We start from the raw sequence: 19,849 nt of genomic DNA, 5'->3' as shown, positions 1-19,849 counted from the left end.
CACCGGATTCGGCGGCCGGAGGACAGGGACCCTAGGGCACCTCGACGGTCGTCGTGACGCGCACCAGTGCCGCGAACGCCGGCGTGGAGCCGAACCCGAAGCGCACCGGCGGGTCGATGCCGGTCAGCGACCCCAGCGCCCGCCCCTCCCACGAGGCCGTCGCGGCGTCGATCCGGCGCAGGTCCCGCGCCCCGTACCACTCCCGGCGGCCGTTGCCCGCGCTCCCCCGCGTCCGCACGCCGCGCAGCAGCAGCCGCGCCGGCAGGTCGACCGCGCCGACCCACCACGGCCGCCCCGCGAGGAACGGCGGCACCGCCCGCAGCAGCAGTCCCAGCGCGCCCCTGCGTCCCGCGCGGAACGCCAGCCGCAGCGGCCCCGCCCGCACGCTCCACTGTGGACCGTCGCGCGACACGTCGACCGGCACCACGCGCACCTCGTCGAAGGTGTAGGTGTCCGCGATGAAGTCCGCCACCGCCCGGGTGGGCGCGAGCAGCACACGCGTGCCGTCGGGGCGTTCGGCCATCACGTCGCTGACCGGCCCGAAGGGCGAACGCGGCCAGTGCCCGAGCACCAGCCGGGTGCCGCCGGCCGTACCGACGCCGGCGATCCAGCCGTCGAAACGCACCCGTGCCACGCCCCTCAGGCTACTGACGGTCGAGCCGCCCCGCCCGGGTGCGCGCGGGACCCCCTGCGGCGGCGCCGATCACCTAAGCTTCGCCCGTGATCTTCTCCCGGAAGCGCCGGCTGGCACCCGCCGAAGCCGTCGCCGCGTTCTGGCAGTGGTGGCCGCAGGTCCGGCCCCGGGTCGAGGCCGCCGTACAGACCGGCGACTGGGGCACCATCGCCGACGAGGTGAGCGAACGGGTCAACGCGCTCGACCCCGAGCTGGAGTGGGAGTTCTCCAGCGGGAGCAGCTCCGCGCACGCGCTCGTCGTCACCCCGTGCGGCGACGCGAAGCTGCGGGCCACCGCCGCCCGCTGGCTGGCCGGTGCGCCGGCGCCGGACGCCACGTGGGAGTTCCACGCGTCGCGCCAGCCCGATCCGGCGGCGCTGGAGGCGGAGATGCAGATCGGCGGCGCGGAGCTGCCGCTCGCGGACCTGCGCTACGTGTTCGAGGTCGACGAGGACCGGCCGGTGGTCTCGGTGCACGTGCACCACCCGATGTTCGGCGCGCTGCCGGAGCAGGTGCGCACGCAGGTGGCGTTCCTGTCGCTGGACTGGCTGCTCGGCGAGGACGGCGTGGAGACGTGGATCCAGGGCGTCGAGGCGGCCGTCGCGCCGCCGCCGGCCGACGCGCACACCGGGGCGGCGCTGAAGGCCACCGTCGACGGGATCGCCGCCGCGCACCGCGAACCGGTGTGGGCGTTGCTGAGCGCCGAGGACCGTGGCATGCCGGTCATCGCGACGGTGCAGATGCCGCTGCGCCCGGTGCGCTTCCCGCGCTTCGACACGCACGTGGCCGTGACGCTGCCGTTCAAGCGGATGAACGAGGGCGGCCTGCCGGTCGAGGGTTCCCTCGATGCGTTGCGGGCGCTGGAGGACGACATCACCGCGGCTCTCGACGGCGACGGCGACCTGCTGGCGCACGAGACCTCGCGGGGCGTGCGGAAGCTGCACTACTACGTCGACGGCGGCACCGGCGCCGCTCAGGTGGTCGAGCGCCGGGCCGCCGCGTGGTCCGAGGGAAAGGTCCGCTGCGCGCGCTCCTACGACCCGGAGTTCGACGGGCTGGACCACCTCGGCGTGTGAGGTATCAGGTCCCGCCCATGCCCGTGGTGCTCACCCCGTCGACGATCAGTCGTTGGAACGCCAGGAAGAACAGGCCGATCGGCAACAGCGTCAGCACCGACATGGCGAACATCGGCCCGTAGGAGCTCTCGCTCGTCTGGTCGATGAACAGCCGCAGCGCCAACGGAAGCGTGTACTTCTCGGGTGTGTTCAGATAGATCAGCTGGGACAGGAAGTCGTTCCAGGTCCAGATGAACGTGAAGATGGCGGTCGTCACCAGCGCCGGCCGGGACAGCGGCAGCACCACGTGGGTGAACGAGCGCACCGCGCCGCACCCGTCGATCCGCGCCGCGTCGGCGAGTTCGTCGGGCAGCCCGCGCATGAACTGCACGATGAGGAAGATGAAGAACGCGTCAGTGGCGAGGAACTTCGGCAGCGCCAGCGGCACGAACGTGTCGATCAGCTCCAGGTTGTTGAAGATGGTGTACTGCGGGATCAGCACCACGTGCGCCGGCAGCATGATGGTCGCCAGCATGAGCGCGAAGAGCGGCCCGCGCAGCCGGAAGCGCAGCCGCGCGAACGCGTAGGCGGCGAGCGTGCACGAGATGACGTTCCCGATGACGGAGAGCACCGCGACGATCAGCGAGTTGCCGAAGAACCGCCACACCGGTATCCCGCCGGTGCCCTCGAAGACCTCGGCGTAGTTGCCGAGGACGACCTTCTTCGGCAGCAGGCTCAGGCTCGACACGATCTCCTCGGCCGGCTTGAACGACATGGCGACCAGCCACACCAACGGATACAACAGCACCAGCAGCAGGCCGACGATGACGGCGTGCCAGACGAAGCGCCTCATGAATCGCCTCCCGCGTAGTACACGTAGCCGCGCGAGACGCGGAAGAGAAGAGCGGTCACGGCCGCGATGACGAGCAGCAGCACCCACGCCATGGCCGACGCGTAGCCCATCCGGAAGTCGACGAAGCCCTTCTGGTACAGGTACAGCGTGTAGAAGAGCGTCGAGTCGCTCGGCCCGCCGCGCCCGCTGCTGACGATGAACGCCGACGTGAACGCCTGGAACGCGTGGATCGTCTCCAGCACCAGGTTGAACAGGATCACCGGCGACAGCATCGGCACCGTCACCGACCGGAACGAGCGCCACCAGCCCGCGCCGTCGATCGCGGCGGCGTCGTAGAGCTGCGTGGGGATCTGCTTGAGGCCGGCCAGGAAAATCACCATCGGCGCCCCGAACTGCCACACCGCCAGCAGCACGATGGACAGCAGCGCGTACCTCGGGTCGGTGGTCCACCCGCCGGTGCCGAACGCGCGGTCGATCGGCCCGCCGTTGTCGAACACGACCCGCCAGACCAGCGCGACGGCGACGCTCGCCCCGAGCAGCGACGGCGCGTAGAACGCCGACCGGTACAGCCCGGTCATCCGGCTGGCCCGGTGCAGCAGCAGCGCCACGGCCAGCGCGGCGGCGAGCTTCAACGGCACCGACATGAGGACGTACTTGAGCGTCACCCACACCGAGGCGAGGAAGCGCGGATCCTCGGTGAACATCCGCTCGTAGTTCTCCAGGCCGACCCATTCGGGCGAGGTGAAGAGGTCGTAGTCGGTGAACGACAGGTACAGCGACGCCAGCATCGGGCCGAGCGTCAGCAGCAGCACGCCGATCACCCACGGCGTGAGGAACAGGTACGCGATGCCGGGCCGCTCGCCGTAGCGGTGATGGCGCCGCGTGCCGCCGACCGGGGTGGCCGGCGGCACGCGGATCCGCTCTTCGACGCTCACGCGGCCAATGCCTGCTTGGCTTCGTTCATGAACTTCTCCGCCGCCGCCGGGATCGACGAGCGCTGGAACATCACGTCGTCGTAGACCCGCTGGAACGCCGCCTTCACGGCACCGGAGCCCTTCGGCGGGGGCGGCGGCGCGTCCTTGAGCTTCGGCAGGATCTGCTTCTCGAACTCGTACGCGACCTTCGGCGGGCCGGTGAGCGCGGCACCGATGGCGTCCCGGATCTCGCTGTTGACCGGCATGCCGCGCGAGGTGCCGAGGATCGTGCCGACCTCCTTGTCGTTCAACAGGAAGTCGATGAGCTGTGCGGCCTCCTTCGGGTGCTTCGACCGCTTGGCGACGGAGATGAGCATCGACGGTTTCGCGTACTGGCCGAGGTCGCCGCCGCTGGTCGGGAACGGGGCCAGCTTCATCTCTCGGCCCATGATCTCCCAGGTCTTCGGCGTGAAGCCGCTGTCGTAGCCGAAGCCGGACGCGGCGGTCTTCTGCGTCACCGGGTCGTTGGCCTGCGAACCGTCCACCTTGGACGTCACGTCCGCCTGGGTCGCCGCGCCGCTGCGCCGCAGCCGGTCGGTGAACTCCCAGTACTTCTGCACGTCGGCGGCGGTGTAGGCGAGCTTCCCGTCGTCGGTGTAGAGCGCCTTGCCCTGCTGGCGCAGCCACACCTCGAACCAGTCCTCGATCATCCCGAAGTCGACGACGCCGCGCACCTTGTTGCCGGTGCTGGCGCTCACCTTGCCGGCCGCGGTCTCCAGGTCGTTCCAGGTCCAGCCGTCGGCCGGCGGGGTCGCGCCCGCGGCCTGCCAAGCGGCCGGGTCCCAGGTGAACTCCTGCGTGTTCTGCCCCATCGGGATGGCGTAGACCTTGCCGCCGACGGTGCCGCCCTTGATCAGGCTCTGGCTGAACTTCGACGTGTCGACCCTGGTGCTGCCGCCGAACTCCGCCAGCACGTTGCGGTCGGCGTACTCGCGCACGTAGCGGTAGTCCATCTGGAGCACGTCCGGCGCGCTGCCACCGGCGATCTCGGTGGCCATCTTCTGCCAGTACGCGTTGAACTCCGCGTACGAGGTCTCGACCTTGATGTCGGTGTGCTCGGCCTCGAACGCGTCGAGCGCCTTCTCGGTGAGTTCCGCCCGGTCTGCGTTGCCCCACCAGGTGAACCGGAGGGTGACCGGGCCGTCGCCGGAGTCGTCGCCGCACGCGGCGGTGCTTCCGACCAATGCGACCAGGGCGACGGCGGCGGCCGCCCAGCGCGCGATGGGCCTCATGAACGTTGCCTCTTCTCACTACGACCGTGGGGGGTGGTCACTTCGTAGGGGCCCGCCGAGTAAGCGCTTTCCTAACGGGCCAAGGTGGCATTGAAACATTTCAAGTCATCCGCTTGGGGAGCGAAGCTATGCCCCTCCGGGGCCGCTGTCAACCTTGTGCTCCGAGCCGAGCCGTGCAGCGTTCCCTATCGGTGCCCGACCGTCATCGCAAACCTCCACGGCCTCGGCCGCCCGCGCCACGTCGTCCTCAGGACCGCTACAACCGGGTGCGGGCGCTCGGCGAGCATGGAAGTCCACTGTGGACACACGTGGGCAGCCCCGGCCACCGCCCGTATCCGCACGACTTCGACGGCGGCGGCAGCACCGTGTACCGCTCCGACGGCACGCTGCCGTACAGCAACCCGGACGCCGTCGAGGCCCGGGAAGTCCCGATCGACGCCGGCCCGTCCGGCGGACCGGGCGACTCCGTGCACGGCCCTACCAGGGGACGGTGCCGTTCGCTCCCAGGAACTGTCCGGTCGGCCCGTCCGGGCCGAGGGTTGCGACTCTCGCGACGACAGCGGCGGCGGCGGCCGGTGGCTGCCCGAACCCGTTCATCATCTCGGTGCCGGTGAGCCCGGGGTCGACGCAGTTGATCCGCACGGTGGGGTATGCCTTGGCATATTGCACGGTGAGCATGTTGAGGGCCGCTTTCGAGGCGCGGTAGAGGTCCTGGGGATAGGCCGTGAACTCGTCGTGCGGGTCGGCGGACTTCGCCAGCGAGCCGATGCTGCTGGTCACGTTGACGACCGCCGGCGAGTCGGATCGGGAGAGCAGGGGCAGGAAGGCGTTGGTGACCCGGAGCGCGCCGTAGACGTTGGTATCGAACACCGTGTGAATGTGTTCGGCCGCCGCCTCGCCGATCGCGACGACCGGCTCCAGTATGCCGGCGTTGTTGACGAGCACGTCGAGTTGGTCGATGGTGCTCGCGGCGGCCTTGATCCCGGCATCGTCGGTGACGTCGAGCCGCACGAAGCGTCCGCCCGACCGCTCGGCGGCACGCAACCCGCGTTCCCTGTCCCGGCAGCCCAGCCAGACGGTGTGGCCCGCGGCGACGAGGACACGAGCCGTCTCGTACCCGATACCGCGGGAGGCACCGGTGATCAGAAAAGTAGTCATACGGGAACCCTCACGCAGAACTCGACCAGATGCCGCCTCGACACCTCACCAACCTTGGGGCATCCAGCGCTTCTCGGCAAAAATCTACGAACGGGGCTATTCGCTTCCCTAGCCAACCCGTACCTCTCCGCGACCGCCCGCGACGACAGGTCGAGGCGGGCCGCGCGGCCGCGGAGAGGCCATGGGTGGATGGGAACAGGGTCAGGCCGGGTGCAGCGCGAAGCGCTGACGCTCGACGTCGATATCCACGATCCGGGCGGACACCCGGGCACCGGTCTCGGGCAGGCTCGGCCACTGCGTCACCGGCGCCAGCCCCTCGAACCCGTCGACCCGGACGAACGCGCCGAACGGCACGACGCTCATGACCTCACCGTCGACGACATCGCCGATGCTGTGCCGGCCGACGAAGTCGGCCCAGGAAACAGAGCGGGACATGCGATCACCTCCTCTCCGCGCAAATTCCGCTGTGCGACGGGGAGGAGGGCGGGCCGCGGGCCCGCGGGGTGATCAACGAACGGCCGGGTAACCCGTCCGCTCACGGCCACGAGGGGCCGACCCGGCAGTCATGCGGAAGACCTTAGCAGCACGCTACGGTGTGGCCCGGACATTTACGGGGGAGGATCCGATGCAGAAGGACTACGACGTCTTACCGCTCACGGTCACGCTCGTCTGCGGGTTGCCGCTGATCGCGGCGCTGGTGGCGCTCTGGCTGCTCTACGCGCGGCCCGCGCTGCCGTTGGTGGAGGAGCGCTGGCGCGGCACGACCGCCGTCGGGGTGGTCGGCGCGACGCTCACGGTCATCCTGGCGTTCCTGCCGATCGTGGTGCGGATCCCGGGCGATCACGAGTCCGCCGCGTGCGGCAACGCGGTCCGGTTGACCTGGACGCGGAGCAGCCTCACCGACAGCGAGACGGGCCGCAGCACCTACGACGAATGCGTCCTCACCAGGAACGTCCGCCGGGTCGCCGCGATCGCGACCCTCTCCGGCACGACGCTCATCGTCGGATACATGATCCGCGTCCGCCGCCGCGCGACGGGCGATGCCGAGCACACGAGTGGTACGCCGGCCACGTAATTCCCCCCGGGCAACGTGGCTGAGGTACCACTCGTCGCGATCTTCAAAAGCAGCGAAGCGGCCGGAGGGGCGTCAGGTGCCGCCCAGTACCGAGGGCGGGGCGTCGGCGTCGGGGTCCCAGCCGAGGTGTTCGCGGGTGGACCAGTCGGTGCCGTCGTCGGCCAGCCGGGGATCGTTGATCAGGTAGCCGTCCGACACCCGGTGGCCACCGGCCGCGGCCGCCATCGGCATGCCGGCCGCGGGTGCGCCGCCCGTCATCGACGCCGGGCGCGCGGAGGTGGATTCGCCGCGCGGGTCGACCGTCGGGCGGCCCGGGCCGACGAAGCCGAGTCCCGCGCCGGCCAGCGTCGCCGGGGGTGCGGGCGGCGCCGTGTGCCCGACCGACGCCAGCGATCCCGACGGGGCGTGACCCGCGCCGAGCGAACCCGCCCCGGCCAGTTCGGTCCCAGGGGTGTCGCCCGGCAGCGCGGCCGCCTCGACCGGTGCGCCGCCGGTCAACCCGGCCGGGTCGAGCAGCTTCTCCGTCAGCGGCAGGTCGACCGGCGCCTCCGGCATCCCGGCGGGCCACTGGCCGTGGTCGGCGACGGCGTACTCCGCGGCCAGGGTGGCCACGAGCGCCGCGATCCGGTCGCGCGCCTTCGCCGCCTCCTCGGCCGCCATCTGGTGGCCCAGCGCCGGATCGACGATGCCCACCTGGTACTCCGGCGGCGCGGTGGTGGCCGGTTCGGCCGTCCGCTGCGCCTTCTTGAGCGAGTGCCCCATCACCGACAGGCCGCCGCGCATGGCCGACGCCTCGTCGGAGAGCTTCTGCGCGTAGGCCACCACGAGCGAGAGCCGGTACTGGAACTCCCGGCTGCCCGGGCTGTTCCACCGGATGAGCAGGCGTTCGGTCTCCTTGCGCAGGGTCGCCGCGACCGCGCCGATCGCCTCCTCCGCCACCTTCCAGCGGTCCGCGACGGCGTCGACCTGCTGCGGCGAGCCGGCCTGCAACTGGCGGTACAGCTCGTCGTGCGGCATTTTGTTGTACCGCTCGTAGTACTCGTCAGGCATCGCGTCGGCCACCGTACAGCGCCTCCCCCACCGGTCGCATCGCGTCGCTCACCTGGGCCGCGCCCATCGAGTTGAGCTGCTCCGCGGTGCGGTAGTCCTGCACGAACAGGCCCGTGGCCGTCTGCACGGCCGTGAGCGCGTTGACCAGGCGGCGCAGCCGCCGTACGTACTCGTCGTGCAGCGTGCGATGGCGCGCGCCGGTCTCCTTGGCGTCGTGGAAGTCGCCGAGCGCGGGCGGCTGCGCGCCCGGGTCGGTGGTCAGGGCCGTGAGCGCGCTCTCGGCCTCGTCCAGCCGCGCTCTCATATGCCGGTGGAACTCCAGGAGCGACAGCGTGTCGACGTAGGTCTCGTCCTCGGCCATGCGGCCCTCCAGGGGTTCTGGGGCATCGACGTCGGCCAGTCTATCGGCCGGACACCTCAGTTCACGCCGCGCGAAGCGCTCGGGTTCACCGCGGGCGGATTCTGCAACAGCACCGCGGCCTCCGGGTCGAGCGCGGCACCGGTCGGCACCAACGCCAGGATCGCCGCGGGCACCGGCACCGGCCGGGAACCCTTGTACCCCAACGCGCCCCGCACCTGATCGGCCTTGTCCTGCGGCAGCGGGTACTTGATGCCCTGGTCGGTCACCAGGAACACGGTCGACGGGGCCGTGGCACCGGGCGCCGCCTGCGCGACGACGAGCGCGGCGCGGCCACCGGGCAACGTGACCCGGTCGGCGCTGCGCACCCCGTCGGCCCCCACGCCGGGCGGCGGCGCGTCCCCCGCGTCGAGCGTGGCCGTCCCGAAAGTCTGTATGCGCACGGGGCGTTCGACGGGGGACGTTCCCGGGTAGGCGGCGCACACCATCGCGGCCCGGCCGTCCGCGCCGCGCGCCGACGGCACGCGGTCCGGGAAGCCCGGCGGTTCGACCGTGGTGCTCAACAGGACCCGCCCGACCTCCTGCGCCGGCAGTTCGACCACGGAACGCCCCTCGGCGGCGGCCAGCGCGGCGGAGACGGCACCGACCGGGGCGAGCCCGTCGCTCAACAGCACGTAGTGCTGCCCGGCCGCGCGGAAGAACTGCCCCACGAGCGCGGCGCGCCCGGCGATCTGCACGCGGGCCGGGCTCCCCGCGTCCGGCACCGCCAGCCCGGTCAGGTCCGGCCCCGCCGGAACGGCGTTGACGAACGCCTCGCCGACCGGCACCGGCCGGATCGCCGTCCACCCCAGCGCGGCCAGAACGGCGTTGTCCCGCACCCGCAGCCGCCGGTCCTCCCAGAGCAGGTAGCGCCGCTCGTCCACGGAGACCAGCAGCCCCTCCGCGCCCAGCGGGGTCCCGCCGGCCGGCACGCTGCCGGCGAGCACATGCGCCGCCGGCACCACCGACGCGGCCGAACGCGGCGCCGAGCACACGCTCCACGGCGGGCCGAGCAGCGCCGACGCCACCGGCAGCGCGTCCGGCACGCCCGGGATGCCGACCGGCCGCCCGCGCGGAACGTCCCGCAGCGACGCCTGCGCCATCGTGCGCGTGGCGGGCTTCTCCTGTCCCAGGATCAGCCGCGCCGAGGTCCAGTTGAGCACCGGGTGCAGCAGCCCGGCGAGGTAGACGTACTTCGCGCCGGTCTCGCGTTCGAGGATGATGGTGTCCCGCGGGGGACGCTTGCCGCCGGGGCTCACCAGGCCCCACACCCCGAACCCGGCGAAGACCACCGCCCCGATCAGGATGCTGCCGAGAACGGCGATCCCGTATCGGCGCATGGGCAGTTCGTTGGTCTCCGGCTCGCCGGCCAGCAGCGCCGAGCCGATCCGCCGGGTCTGGAACCGGTACGCCTGCACCTGGTCACGTCGGCTGCGCATTCCGTCGGCCCGGTCCCCTCAGCCCCGCACCGTGCGGATCCAGGCGTACAGGTCGGCGACCCACATCGCCAGCGGCAGCACCGACAGGATCAGCAGCACCTCGATCACGTCGAGCGCGCGCCCCCACATCGGCGATGCCGGCCGCCGCCCCGCCGCGAACCCGAACCCGGCGCAGATCCCGGCCGTCACCAGCACACCCGCGACCGTCCACACCAGACGGCCGGTGGTGCCCGCCGACTGGAACCCGGCCAGGGCCGCCGCCGCGACGGCCAGCGCACCGAGCAGCAGCAGCGGCAGCCGTTGTGAGCGATGGGCGAACCAGCGCGCCCGCCCCACGAGGATCGCCCCGAGGACGACGCACAGGGCCGCGCCGGGGCCGCCCGAGCGGGACACCAGCACGCCCGCTCCCGCCCCGATCACCGCGAACGCCGTCAGCATCGCCGCGAGGTAGGCGTCGGCGCGGTCCGAGCGTTCCAGCAGCAGCGCGCTGTCCCACGGCTCCACGTCCTGCCGCACGTCGTCCCGGTCGGCCGGCACCGACGGGATCGGCAGCCGCCCCAGCCGGTAGGAGACCATCGGCAGCAACGGCAGCAGCACGTACACGACGCATGCGAGCACCGCCGCGACGGCCGCCGCGCGCAGGCCGGTCAGCACCACCACCGCCGTGCCGGCCAGCAGCGCGCCGGAGACCAGCCCGGTGCCGAGGAACAGCGGCCCCGCGCCACCGACGGCCACGGAGGCCAACGCCGTGAACAGGGCGACCGCGGTCGCGGCGACGAGCACGTGCGGCGCGGCCAGTTCCCGAAGCGAACGGTCGCCGGCGAGCACCAGCAGCCCGCCGACCGCCGCGTGGACGAGCGCCACCACGGCGAAGGCCGCCGCGGGACGCCGTTCCCCCGAAGCCCGCGACAGCACCGCGGCGACCACGGTGAGCGTCACCGCGAGCCCCAGCGCGACGAACCCGCCGACGCCCTGCGGCGGCCCGGCGAAGAGCACGGCGACCGCCCCGACCAGCAGCACCACGACGGCCAGCGCCAGCCCCACGAACCGCGTCGTCGCCGGGCTCCACCGCCCCGGACGGCCCCGCGTCGCGGTCGCCACCGCGTCGACCACGTCGTCGAAGACCGGCGGCGGCGCCTCGGTCCCGAACGGGCGCAGATACAACAGCTCCCCGTCGCGCAGGTCCAACTGCTGCGGCGTGAGCGAGCTGTCCACCAGAACGCCCCCGAGCCGCGACAGCGTCCAGCCGTTGCGCGCGGCCGGATCGTCGGCGAGATCGGCGCTCGCGTAGGTCAGCAGCGTCGGCAGCATGTCCGCCAGCGACACGTCCGAGGGCAGGGCGAGGTCGACCCGGATCGTCGGCGCGACAACGGTGACCCGGCTGAGCCCACTCGCCACGACGCCTCCCGCCATTGATGGACGCCGGTATAGTACCGGCGGGCCACACTCCCTAGGAGCGACGTGACCACCGTTCTGTACCGGCGCCCGCCGCGCCGGCCCGCGCCCCCCATGCCCCGCGGCGACCTCCAGGTCGACCCGCCGCCGGAGCTTCCCGAGCCGGTGCCGCGCGGGTTCGGGCCGCTGCTGATGATGCTGCCGATGGTGGCCGGCGTGGCGGCCATGGCGATCCTGTACTCCGGCCGCGGCGGCGGGACGCTCACCTACGTCGTCGGCGGGCTGTTCGGGCTGTCGATGCTGGGCATGGCGGGGGCGTCGTTCGGCAGCGGGCACGGCAACAAGCGCGGCGAGGTCGACGCGCAGCGCCGCGAGTACATGCGGTACCTGGCCCAGTTGCGCCGGCAGGTGCGCACCGCGGCCGAACGCCAGCGCGCCGCCCTGATGTGGCGCCATCCGGCACCGGCCGTGCTCTGGTCCGTCTGCGCCTCGATGCGCCTGTGGGAACGCCGCAGCACCGACGACGACTTCGGCGAGGTGCGCGTCGCGCAGGGGCCGCAGAAGCTGGCCGTCAGCATCGTTCCGCCGCAGACCCGGCCGGTCGAGGACCTGGAACCGTTGACCGCCATGGCGTTGCGCCGCTTCGTGAAGGTGCACTCGGTCGTGCCGGACCTGCCGCTCGCCGTGCAGCTGCGGGCGTTCAGCCGGGTGGTGCTGCGCGGCGAACGGGCACCGGTCCTCGACCTCGCCCGCTCGATGCTCTGCCAGTTGGCCGCGCTGCACTCCCCCGACGACCTGCGGATCGCCGTGATCGCCGACGGTGCGCGCTTCGCCGACTGGGACTGGGCGAAGTGGCTGCCGCACGCGCAGGACGACCGGCGGATCGACGCGGCCGGCGCCGGCCGGCAGGTGTGGCCGGACGCCGACGCGGTGGAGGAGGCGTTCGCCGAGACGCTGGCGGGACGGCCGCGCCACACGCCCGAGGCGCGCCCGCTGCCCGGGCAGCCGCACCTGGTGGTCGTGGTCGACGGGGGCGAGGTGCCGGCCGCCAGCACGTTCCACGGGGTGGCGCCGCTCGGCGTGACCGTGCTCGACCTGTCCGGCGTGGTGCCGCGCGACGCGGGCCGCTGGCTGATCTGCCTCGACGTCGGGGCGGAGACGCTCGCCGCCGACCGCGGGGACCGCTCGACGCCGCTGGGGAGGCCGGACCGGCTCAGCGAGCAGCAGGCCGCCGGGCTCGCCCGCCAGCTCGCGCCCTACCGGCTGTCGCGGGTCGCCGAGGCCGGCGAGGAGGCCACCGCCCGCATCATGGAGCTGCCGGAGCTGCTCGGCCTCGGCGACGCCGGCGCCGTCGACACGCACGTGACGTGGCGGGAACGCCCGGACCGCGACCGGCTGCGCATCCCGCTCGGCGTCGCCCCCGACGGCGGCACCGTCGAACTGGACCTCAAGGAGGCCGCGCAGGACGGCATGGGGCCGCACGGGCTGGTCATCGGCGCCACCGGTTCGGGCAAATCCGAGCTGCTGCGCACCATCGTCTCCTCGCTCGCCGTCACGCACTCCTCGCAGGAGCTGAACTTCGTCCTCGTCGACTTCAAGGGCGGTGCGACGTTCGCGTCGCTCGACGCGTTGCCGCACACCAGCGCCGTCATCACCAACCTCGCCGAGGAACTGTCCATGGTGGACCGGATGCAGGACGCCGTCGCCGGGGAGATGACCCGGCGGCAGGAGCTGCTGCGCGCCGCCGGCAACTACGTGTCCCGCTACGAGTACGAGCGGGCGCGCCGGGCCGGTGCGGAGCTGGATCCGTTGCCGAGCCTGCTCATCATCTGCGACGAGTTCAGCGAACTGCTCGCCGTGAAGCCGGACTTCATCGACCTGTTCGTCCAGATAGGGCGGTTGGGTCGTTCGCTGGGTGTGCATCTGCTGCTCGCCTCGCAGCGGCTGGAGGAGGGGCGGCTGCGCGGGCTCGACACGCATCTGTCGTACCGGATCGGGCTGCGGACGTTCTCCGCGATGGAGAGCCGGGTGGTGCTCGGTGTGCCCGACGCGTACGACCTGCCGAGCGCGCCCGGGCACGGGTATCTCAAAGTGGGCAACGTTGCGATGCAACGGTTCCGGGCCGCCTACGTGTCGGGGCCCTACCGCCCGGCCGCGATCGTGGGGCGCCGGGCGCAGGCCGTCGTGCGGCGGCGCATCGTGCCGTACGGGCTGACGCACATCCCCGTTCCCCCGGAGGTGGCGACGGAACCCGAGCCGGACGAGGTCGAGACGGACACCGTGCCCGGCGGACGCCGGATCACCATGCTGGACATGCTCATCGACCGCCTGCGCGGCCACGGACCGGCGGCGCACCAGGTGTGGCTGCCGCCGCTCGGCGTCGCCGACGGGCTGGAGCCGCTGCTCGGCGAGCTGGTCACCGACCCCGAACGCGGCCTGCACGCACCGCGCTGGGGGCTGCTGAGGGCGCCGCTCGGCATCGTCGACCGGCCCTACGAGCAGCGCCGCGACCCGCTGCTGGTCGACCTCGGCGGCGCCGCCGGCAACGTCGTCGTCGTCGGCGCGCCGCGCTCCGGCAAGAGCACGCTGCTGCGCACGATGATCGCCTCGCTCGCGCTCACCCACACGCCGCGCGAGGTGCAGTTCTTCTGCCTCGACCTCGGTGGCGGCTCGCTGCGCGCGCTCGACGGGCTCCCGCACGTGTCCGGGGTCGCCGTGCGCCGCGACGTCGAGGCCGTCCGCCGCACCGTCGCCGAGGTCCGGGTGCTGCTCGCCGAGCGCGAGGCTCTTTTCGTCGAACGGGGAATCGAGTCCATCGACGCCTATCGGGAACGCCGCCGCCGGGGCGAGTTCGCGGAGGACCCGTTCGGCGACGTGTTCCTGGTGGTCGACGGCTACGGTGCGCTCCGCGAGGAGTTCGAGGAACTCGACGACATCGTCGTGCGCCTCGCCGGACAGTGCCTCGGATTCGGCGTGCACCTCATGCTCACCGCCAACCGCTGGGGCGAGCTGCGGCACAGCCTGCGCGACCTGCTCACGTCCCGCTTCGAACTGCGCCTCGGCGACCCCGGTGACTCCGAGGTGGACAGACGCGCCGCCGGCAACGTGCCGGTCAACGCGCCGGGGCGCGGCGTGACGCAGGAGAAGCTGCAGTTCCTGGCGGCGGTGCCGCGCATCGACGGGCACAGCGGGGCCGGGGACCTGTCGGCGGGCACCGCGGAGCTGGTGCGCCGGGTCGCGGAGTCCTGGAAACACGCGCCCGCGCCGAAGGTGCGCCTGCTGCCGCGCCTGCTGCCGGCCTCCGCCCTGCCGAGCGACGGGGTGGCGATCGGGCTCAACGAGACGTACCTGGCGCCGGTGTATCTCAGGTTCGACACCGAGCCGCACCTCATCGCCGTCGGCGACGCCGCCAGCGGGAAGACCAACCTGCTGCGGCTCATCGCACGCTCCATCGTGGACGGTCGCGCGGGAGCGGCGAAGCTGGCCGTCGTCGACTACCGGCGGACGCTCCTGGGTGTCGTGCCCCGCGAGCACCTGCTCGACTACGCCACCACCGCCCGCGCGGCCGAACGGATGGCCGGCGGCATCGCGCAGGCCCTCAACGAACGCCTCCCCGGCCCCGACGTCACCACCGAACAGTTGCGCAACCGCAGCTGGTGGAGCGGCTCGGAGCTGTTCCTCATCGTGGACGACTACGACATCGTGGCCAACCCGGGCAGCAACCCGCTCTCTCCGCTGCTGGAACTCCTGCCGCAGTCCCGCGACATCGGCCTGCACATCGTCGTCACCCGCCGGGCCGGCGGCGCGGGGCGCGGCCTCTACGAGACGCTGCTCCAGCGCATGGTCGAACTGGAGACGCCCGGCCTCATCCTGTCCGGCAACCGCGACGAGGGTGCGCTCTTCGGCGGCGTGCGGCCGGGTCAGCAGCCGCCGGGGCGCGGTGTGCTGGTGCGGCGTTCGGACGGGACCAATCTCATCCAGACGGCGTGGACGGAGCCGGAAGCCTGAACTCGTCGGCCGGCGGCACGAACACCCGCTCGAAGAGCTTCTTCACGGCCTGCGTGTCCGCCAGCCGCAGACCCGCCCGCAGCATCCGGACGCCCAGCCGGCTGTGCGGGTTGACGATGCGCGGCGCACCCGGGGCGAGCCGCTGCGCCCGGGCGACGTAGGGCCGCATCCTGTTCTCGTAGTGCTGCAGCGCTTCCCGATAAGGCTGTCCGGCCAGCGCCGTCGCGAGAACGTACGCACCCGTCAGGGCGAGACTCGTGCCCATGCCGCTGATCGGTGAGGCGCAGTACGCGGCGTCGCCGACCATGACCACCCGCCCGCGGGACCAACTGGGGGCGCGGACCTGGCCGACGCGTTCGAGATAGAAGTCGTCGTGGTTGTCGGCCAGGGCGTCCAGGATGCGCCGCGTCTGCCACCCCACCCCCGCGAACTCCTCCCGCAGCACGGCGATCTGCTCGGCCGGCGTGCGGTACTCGTAGCCCTTGGCCGGGCCGAGCCAGTAGAGGCTGCCGCGCGTGGTGCCGACGTTGTCCGGCCGCAGCATGACGGCGCGGCCGCCGCCCGGCGAGTACCAGCGCCACCAGTCGTCGTCACCGGCGACGCGCGGGATGGTGCCGTAGGCGGCGTACTGCCCGAGGTCCCGCACCCGCGGCACGTCCTCGAAGACCAGCGCCCGGGTGCGGGAACGGATGCCCTCGGCGATGACCAGCAGGTCGAAGCTTCTTCGCGTCCGTCCGATGTGGACAGTGACCCCGTCGGTCTCCTGCGCCACGGCTTCGATCCGCTGCCCGTAGAGATACTCGACGTCCTTTGTCTGCTCCAGCAGAAGAGCGACCAGCTGCCCGCGGATGATCTCCAGCTCGGCGGTCGGCCCGTCACCCGCACCGGTCGGGAACTCGGCGACGCTGCGACCCCGCTCGTCGACGAACCGCGTGCCCACCTCACCGGTGCCGGCGGCGGCCACCCCGTCCTCGACCCCCATCAGGGCGCAGACCCTGCGGCCCGCGCCCCGCACGTCGATGTTCTGGCCGGTGGTGCGTGGGGCGTCGGCCCGCTCGACCACGGTGACGTCCCAGCCGTAGCGGTGCAGCCAGTAGGCGGCGGTGGGTCCGGCGATCCCGGCGCCGGCGATCAGAACGGACCCACGCGACATGTCTCTCCCCCGGGTGTGTTCGCTATAGGTTGCCCCACCGGCGGGCGAGCTGCACCTCGGTGTCGAGGTACACGTTGCGCGCGTCGTCGACCTTGCCGGTGATCTCGTGCAGGATCCGGTTGAGTTCCTTCACCGCATTGTCCCAGCGGTCGCGCTGCGCCTGGTACTCCTCTTTGGAGGGACCCGTCCAGGTGGCCGTGAGGTTGTCCAGTTCCGAGCGCAGCGCGTCGAGCCTGCCGTCGAGCACCCGCGCGATTTTGCGCATGGCCTCGTTGCGCATCTCGAGGCTGGCGTTGTCTACCTTGACGTAGTCGCCGTCGACCATCTCAGCGGTCCCCTACTTCCCCAGTGCGTCCCGGAAGTCCGGGAGTTCGGTGTTGAACATGTCGCGGGTCACGTCGCGGGTGAACTCGAGGTCCCGCCCGGTCGCCTTCAGCTGTTCGTGGATCTTCGCCAGTGCGCCCATCAGCTCGTTGCCGTTGCGGTCCCAGTCGGCCATCAGTTGGGCGAAGCGCACGGCGGCCGTGCCGGACCAGCTGTCCGTGGAGATCTCCACGGCGATGTTCTTCAGCTTGTTGAGGTCGTCGCGGATCTCGTTCTCCGCGTGTTGCATCTTGCTGACGCCGGCCGCCATATGGCCGAAGTTGTGTTGCGTGGTCATGCACTCACCCCTTGGTCGTTAAGAGAGCACTCCGTCCGGCGCGTCGCCGTGCCGCCACGGGTCGTCGTCCTCCTGGAGCCAGCCGTCCCGGCCGGCGCGTTCGCTGTCCCGGCCGGCCGCCCCGCCGGCGCCCATCGGCATGAACGGGGCACCGACGGCGCCGCCCCGCGCACCGGCCGCACCCGCTCCCCCGGCGGCTCCACCGGCCGTGCCCGCGCCCATCGCGTCGGCGCCGAGGGTGCCGCCGAGCGTGCCGGCCGCGCCGGCGCCGAGCCCCGCCGCGCCGCCGAACGCGCCGCCACCGGCGCCCTCGAGCCCGCCGCCGATGCCGCCGGACGCGTCGACCCCGGAGAGCCCCGCACCGCCGTCGAACGCCGGCAGCGGCGTCGGCTCCGGCACCTCGACCGGCGTGGTGGTGACCGGTGTCGCCGGCGGGATCTCGACCGGCGGCAGCGACGCGGAGCCCTCGGACTCCTTCTGGAACAGCTGCGCCAGGTACTGCGTCGCCACCTCGATGAGCGCCGCGGCGGTCTGCGCGTCGGCCGCGGTCGACTGCGTCATGCCCGCGTGGATGACGGCCGTCAGCTTCCACGCCACCTTCTGCAACGCGAAGCGGGCGGCGGGCTTGTCGGCGGTGGCGGCGCGCTGCGCCGGACTCAGCCGCACGGTGCCGTTGGGCATCACGAGGAACCCGGCCCCCTTGGCGACGTTGACCGCCGCCTGCACGGTCATCTGACCGGCCTGCATCTGCGCCGTACCGGCGGCCGTCTGCGCCTGCGAGCGCAGCAGCGCCGCCGCGAACTTGCCGCCCATGTCGACATACGTGGACATCCGGCTCTGCTGCGCGTCGCTCGACTGTCCCTGCCAACTCGGCTGGGTCGAGGCCTGCTGGAACAGCTTCACCTGGTCCGTCACGTTGGTGGCCGTGGAGCCGAGGCCGTTTGCGGTGCTCGCCAGTGCCGGCAGGAACGCCTGCAGCACTTTGAGAAACGAGAGCACCGCTAGCTCCGGTAGGTGTTCGCTGCCGCTCCGGATTCCATGCCCTGCTGCACGCGCGTGAGAGTGGTGCGGTTCAATGCCTCGACATCGATTTTCTGCTGGGCCGACTCGTTGAGCATCTTCGACTGCTCGGCGGCCTCGTCCGAGGCCTTGCGCAGCGTCTCGACGATCTGCGCGCTGAGCGCCACCATCGCCAGCGTGGACTGGTAGCCGCCGAGCGCCGAGGGCAGCTTGCCGATCAGCCCGAGCACCGCCTTGGCCGTCTCCGGCACGCCGTCGGAGACCTGGCCGACCACCGCACCGCCGGCACGGACTTCTTCGGGTTGCATGGATAGGCTTACCATTGCGGTCCCCCAGACTGGCCTTACATCGGGCCGCCTCGATTGTTCCCCAGGGAGGCAAGCCGTGTCGATGCCGCCGGAGCTCGACCAGGCCCGTCTTCTTTTGGAGGCGATGGAACGCATACGCGCCGGCCACTACGCGGGAAGCGACCCGGCCGGACTGGTCCGGGTGACGGTCGACGGCGACGGGATGGTGAGCGCGGTGCGGTTCCGCGACACGGTCGGCCGCTACGACCCGCGCGCCGTGGAGGTCGCCGTCCGCATGGCCGTGACGTCGGCGCAGGACGCGCTCGCGGCGGCGTACAGCGGCATCGCCGAACCAATGGAGGACGGAACATGAGCGGACGCCTGCGGAAGCGAATCATGAAACCGGGTGCGCTCGCGTCTCAGGGCGCCGGGGAGCGAAGCGAGGCGGCGACATGAGCGAGCGGGACGCCGAGGAGGAGCTGACCGAGCGGGCCGAGGCGGCCATCGTCGAGTTCGAACGCGCGGCCGGCGCGCTGGCCCGCGTCGAGGCCGGCGCGGAGAGCCGGGACGGCCGCATCGCCGCCTGGGCCAACGGCACCGGTGAGATCACCCGGGTGCGCCTGCGCGACAGCGCCCTGCGCACCTACCGCGCGGACGCGCTCGGCACCGCCGTCGCCGCCGTGCTGCGCGCCGCCCAGGAGAAGGCGCGCGAGGCCTACGTCAACGCGACGGACGCGATCCTGCCGCCCGAGGTCGCCGAGGTGCAGCGGATCGTGCAGGACGCCGAGGACCACCGCGCCGAGTGGGAACGCCGCGAGGGCCTCACTGGTCCACAGTGAAGATGACCGCCCGCCCCGCTCCCGCGGCCCGCTTGTAGAACTCCCGCACCTCACCGAACCAGTACCAAATGTACTCGAAGTCCTCGTCGCCCAACTCGCCCTGGTAGTCCTCGGGGTCGATCCGGTCGTACCGCTCCCGCATCCACGCCTCGTCCACCGTGTCCAGCGCGGCCGCCACCGCCACCACGTCGGCCGCAAGAACGTGCGCCACCACGTACTCCTCGCCCTCGTAGTGGTGCCCGCCGCCGAGCACCGTCAGCGGCAGCGGCCCGTCCCGGAAACCGATGTCCAGGGTGCCGTTGCTGAGACAGCGGTGCATCGCGTCCCACGCCTTGTCGGTCTCGCACAACCAGTCGCGGTCCCAGCCGCTCTCGATCTCCTCGACGAAGTCGCGGACCTCGTCGTCCTCGCGCGTGGCGGACAGCGCCGCCTCCTGCTCGGCGGTCAACGCGAAGAACACTCCCCGGCACCCCATGGCGCCCGATGCTAGCGGGCAGGGTCGGGCTACGGCCGCCGGTGGTAGATGTTGCGACGCGGGCGTCTCTGCGGATCCAGGTATGGCGGTGGGAGGAATTCGGGG

At 72.2% G+C, this 19,849-nt stretch carries 21 protein-coding genes; 5 read left to right on the top strand and 16 right to left on the bottom strand.

Features of this window, described 5'->3' with window-relative positions; genetic code table 11:
• Positions 1-31: 31 nt before the first annotated feature.
• Positions 32-634, bottom strand: a complete 603-nt coding sequence (locus Val02_RS29360; RefSeq protein ID WP_203902494.1) for a hypothetical protein — start codon at positions 632-634, stop codon at positions 32-34.
• An 86-nt stretch (positions 635-720) separates the two neighbouring features.
• On the opposite strand from Val02_RS29360, the gene Val02_RS29355 reads away from it, so the two are divergent.
• Entirely contained in the window at positions 721-1,749 is a 1,029-nt protein-coding gene (locus tag Val02_RS29355) for a DUF695 domain-containing protein (RefSeq protein WP_203902493.1), read from the top strand.
• Between the two features lie 4 nt (positions 1,750-1,753).
• Here Val02_RS29355 and Val02_RS29350 read toward each other — a convergent pair whose 3' ends face one another.
• The 5 genes from Val02_RS29350 to Val02_RS29330 form a co-directional block, all read right to left on the bottom strand.
• Positions 1,754-2,581 carry a carbohydrate ABC transporter permease gene (locus Val02_RS29350; protein WP_203902492.1) on the bottom strand — a complete coding sequence of 276 codons (828 nt, stop codon included), beginning with the start codon at positions 2,579-2,581 and terminating at the stop codon, positions 1,754-1,756.
• Positions 2,578-3,516 carry a carbohydrate ABC transporter permease gene (locus Val02_RS29345; protein ID WP_308440029.1) on the bottom strand — a complete coding sequence of 313 codons (939 nt, stop codon included), beginning with the start codon at positions 3,514-3,516 and terminating at the stop codon, positions 2,578-2,580. The genes Val02_RS29350 and Val02_RS29345 overlap by 4 nt, the downstream gene beginning before the upstream one ends.
• Entirely contained in the window at positions 3,513-4,787 is a 1,275-nt protein-coding gene (locus tag Val02_RS29340) for an ABC transporter substrate-binding protein (RefSeq protein ID WP_203902491.1), read from the bottom strand. Before Val02_RS29340 ends, Val02_RS29345 begins: the two co-directional genes overlap by 4 nt.
• A gap of 477 nt (positions 4,788-5,264) precedes the next feature.
• Entirely contained in the window at positions 5,265-5,945 is a 681-nt protein-coding gene (locus Val02_RS29335; RefSeq protein WP_203902490.1) for an SDR family NAD(P)-dependent oxidoreductase, read from the bottom strand.
• Between the two features lie 201 nt (positions 5,946-6,146).
• The gene (locus Val02_RS29330) at positions 6,147-6,380 is read right to left on the bottom strand and encodes a S1 RNA-binding domain-containing protein (protein WP_203902489.1); all 234 of its coding nucleotides are present in this window, start codon (positions 6,378-6,380) and stop codon (positions 6,147-6,149) included.
• Between the two features lie 190 nt (positions 6,381-6,570).
• On the opposite strand from Val02_RS29330, the gene Val02_RS29325 reads away from it, so the two are divergent.
• Complete coding sequence (locus Val02_RS29325; RefSeq protein WP_203902488.1) at positions 6,571-7,020, top strand: hypothetical protein; 450 nt, start codon at positions 6,571-6,573, stop codon at positions 7,018-7,020.
• 72 nt (positions 7,021-7,092) lie between these two features.
• On the opposite strand, the gene Val02_RS29320 is transcribed toward Val02_RS29325, so the two are convergent.
• From Val02_RS29320 to eccD, 4 genes are read right to left on the bottom strand one after another with little or no spacing between them, the layout of a single operon-like run.
• Positions 7,093-8,070 carry a hypothetical protein gene (locus tag Val02_RS29320; RefSeq protein WP_203902487.1) on the bottom strand — a complete coding sequence of 326 codons (978 nt, stop codon included), beginning with the start codon at positions 8,068-8,070 and terminating at the stop codon, positions 7,093-7,095.
• Complete coding sequence (locus Val02_RS29315; RefSeq protein ID WP_203902486.1) at positions 8,063-8,431, bottom strand: DUF2563 family protein; 369 nt, start codon at positions 8,429-8,431, stop codon at positions 8,063-8,065. The genes Val02_RS29320 and Val02_RS29315 overlap by 8 nt, the downstream gene beginning before the upstream one ends.
• 56 nt (positions 8,432-8,487) lie before the next feature.
• Complete coding sequence (gene eccB, locus Val02_RS29310) at positions 8,488-9,906, bottom strand: type VII secretion protein EccB (protein ID WP_203902485.1); 1,419 nt, start codon at positions 9,904-9,906, stop codon at positions 8,488-8,490.
• A gap of 18 nt (positions 9,907-9,924) precedes the next feature.
• Positions 9,925-11,304, bottom strand: a complete 1,380-nt coding sequence (gene eccD, locus Val02_RS29305) for a type VII secretion integral membrane protein EccD (RefSeq protein WP_203902484.1) — start codon at positions 11,302-11,304, stop codon at positions 9,925-9,927.
• Between the two features lie 63 nt (positions 11,305-11,367).
• On the opposite strand from eccD, the gene eccCa reads away from it, so the two are divergent.
• A complete protein-coding gene (gene eccCa / locus Val02_RS29300) occupies positions 11,368-15,309 on the top strand; it encodes a type VII secretion protein EccCa (protein WP_203902483.1) in 3,942 nt (1,313 codons plus the stop codon).
• Here the strand turns inward: eccCa and Val02_RS29295 are convergent.
• The 5 genes from Val02_RS29295 to Val02_RS29275 are packed head-to-tail and all read right to left on the bottom strand — an operon-like array spanning position 15,275 to position 18,451.
• Positions 15,275-16,462 carry an FAD-dependent oxidoreductase gene (locus tag Val02_RS29295; RefSeq protein WP_203902482.1) on the bottom strand — a complete coding sequence of 396 codons (1,188 nt, stop codon included), beginning with the start codon at positions 16,460-16,462 and terminating at the stop codon, positions 15,275-15,277. The two genes, eccCa and Val02_RS29295, sit on opposite strands and share 35 nt — an antisense overlap.
• A gap of 22 nt (positions 16,463-16,484) precedes the next feature.
• Positions 16,485-16,787: a WXG100 family type VII secretion target gene (locus Val02_RS29290; RefSeq protein WP_203902481.1), complete on the bottom strand. Its 303-nt coding sequence runs from the start codon at positions 16,785-16,787 to the stop codon at positions 16,485-16,487.
• 12 nt (positions 16,788-16,799) lie between these two features.
• Positions 16,800-17,123 carry a WXG100 family type VII secretion target gene (locus Val02_RS29285; protein ID WP_203902480.1) on the bottom strand — a complete coding sequence of 108 codons (324 nt, stop codon included), beginning with the start codon at positions 17,121-17,123 and terminating at the stop codon, positions 16,800-16,802.
• An 18-nt stretch (positions 17,124-17,141) separates the two neighbouring features.
• Positions 17,142-18,122, bottom strand: a complete 981-nt coding sequence (locus Val02_RS29280) for a hypothetical protein (RefSeq protein ID WP_203902479.1) — start codon at positions 18,120-18,122, stop codon at positions 17,142-17,144.
• A 2-nt stretch (positions 18,123-18,124) separates the two neighbouring features.
• Complete coding sequence (locus tag Val02_RS29275; RefSeq protein ID WP_203902478.1) at positions 18,125-18,451, bottom strand: hypothetical protein; 327 nt, start codon at positions 18,449-18,451, stop codon at positions 18,125-18,127.
• 82 nt (positions 18,452-18,533) lie between these two features.
• On the opposite strand from Val02_RS29275, the gene Val02_RS29270 reads away from it, so the two are divergent.
• Positions 18,534-18,803, top strand: coding sequence for a YbaB/EbfC family nucleoid-associated protein (locus Val02_RS29270; RefSeq protein WP_239153434.1), 270 nt, complete (start codon positions 18,534-18,536; stop codon positions 18,801-18,803).
• 79 nt (positions 18,804-18,882) lie between these two features.
• Positions 18,883-19,269: a YbaB/EbfC family nucleoid-associated protein gene (locus tag Val02_RS29265; protein WP_203902476.1), complete on the top strand. Its 387-nt coding sequence runs from the start codon at positions 18,883-18,885 to the stop codon at positions 19,267-19,269.
• Here Val02_RS29265 and Val02_RS29260 read toward each other — a convergent pair.
• Entirely contained in the window at positions 19,253-19,744 is a 492-nt protein-coding gene (locus Val02_RS29260) for a DUF1877 family protein (protein ID WP_203902475.1), read from the bottom strand. The two genes, Val02_RS29265 and Val02_RS29260, sit on opposite strands and share 17 nt — an antisense overlap.
• Positions 19,745-19,849: the final 105 nt, after the last annotated feature.

The organism is Virgisporangium aliadipatigenens (genome assembly GCF_016863615.1).
Lineage (GTDB): Bacteria > Actinomycetota > Actinomycetes > Mycobacteriales > Micromonosporaceae > Virgisporangium > Virgisporangium aliadipatigenens.
Note: the sequence above shows the minus strand (reverse complement) of the source record. Positions and strands in the feature narration are given on the sequence as shown.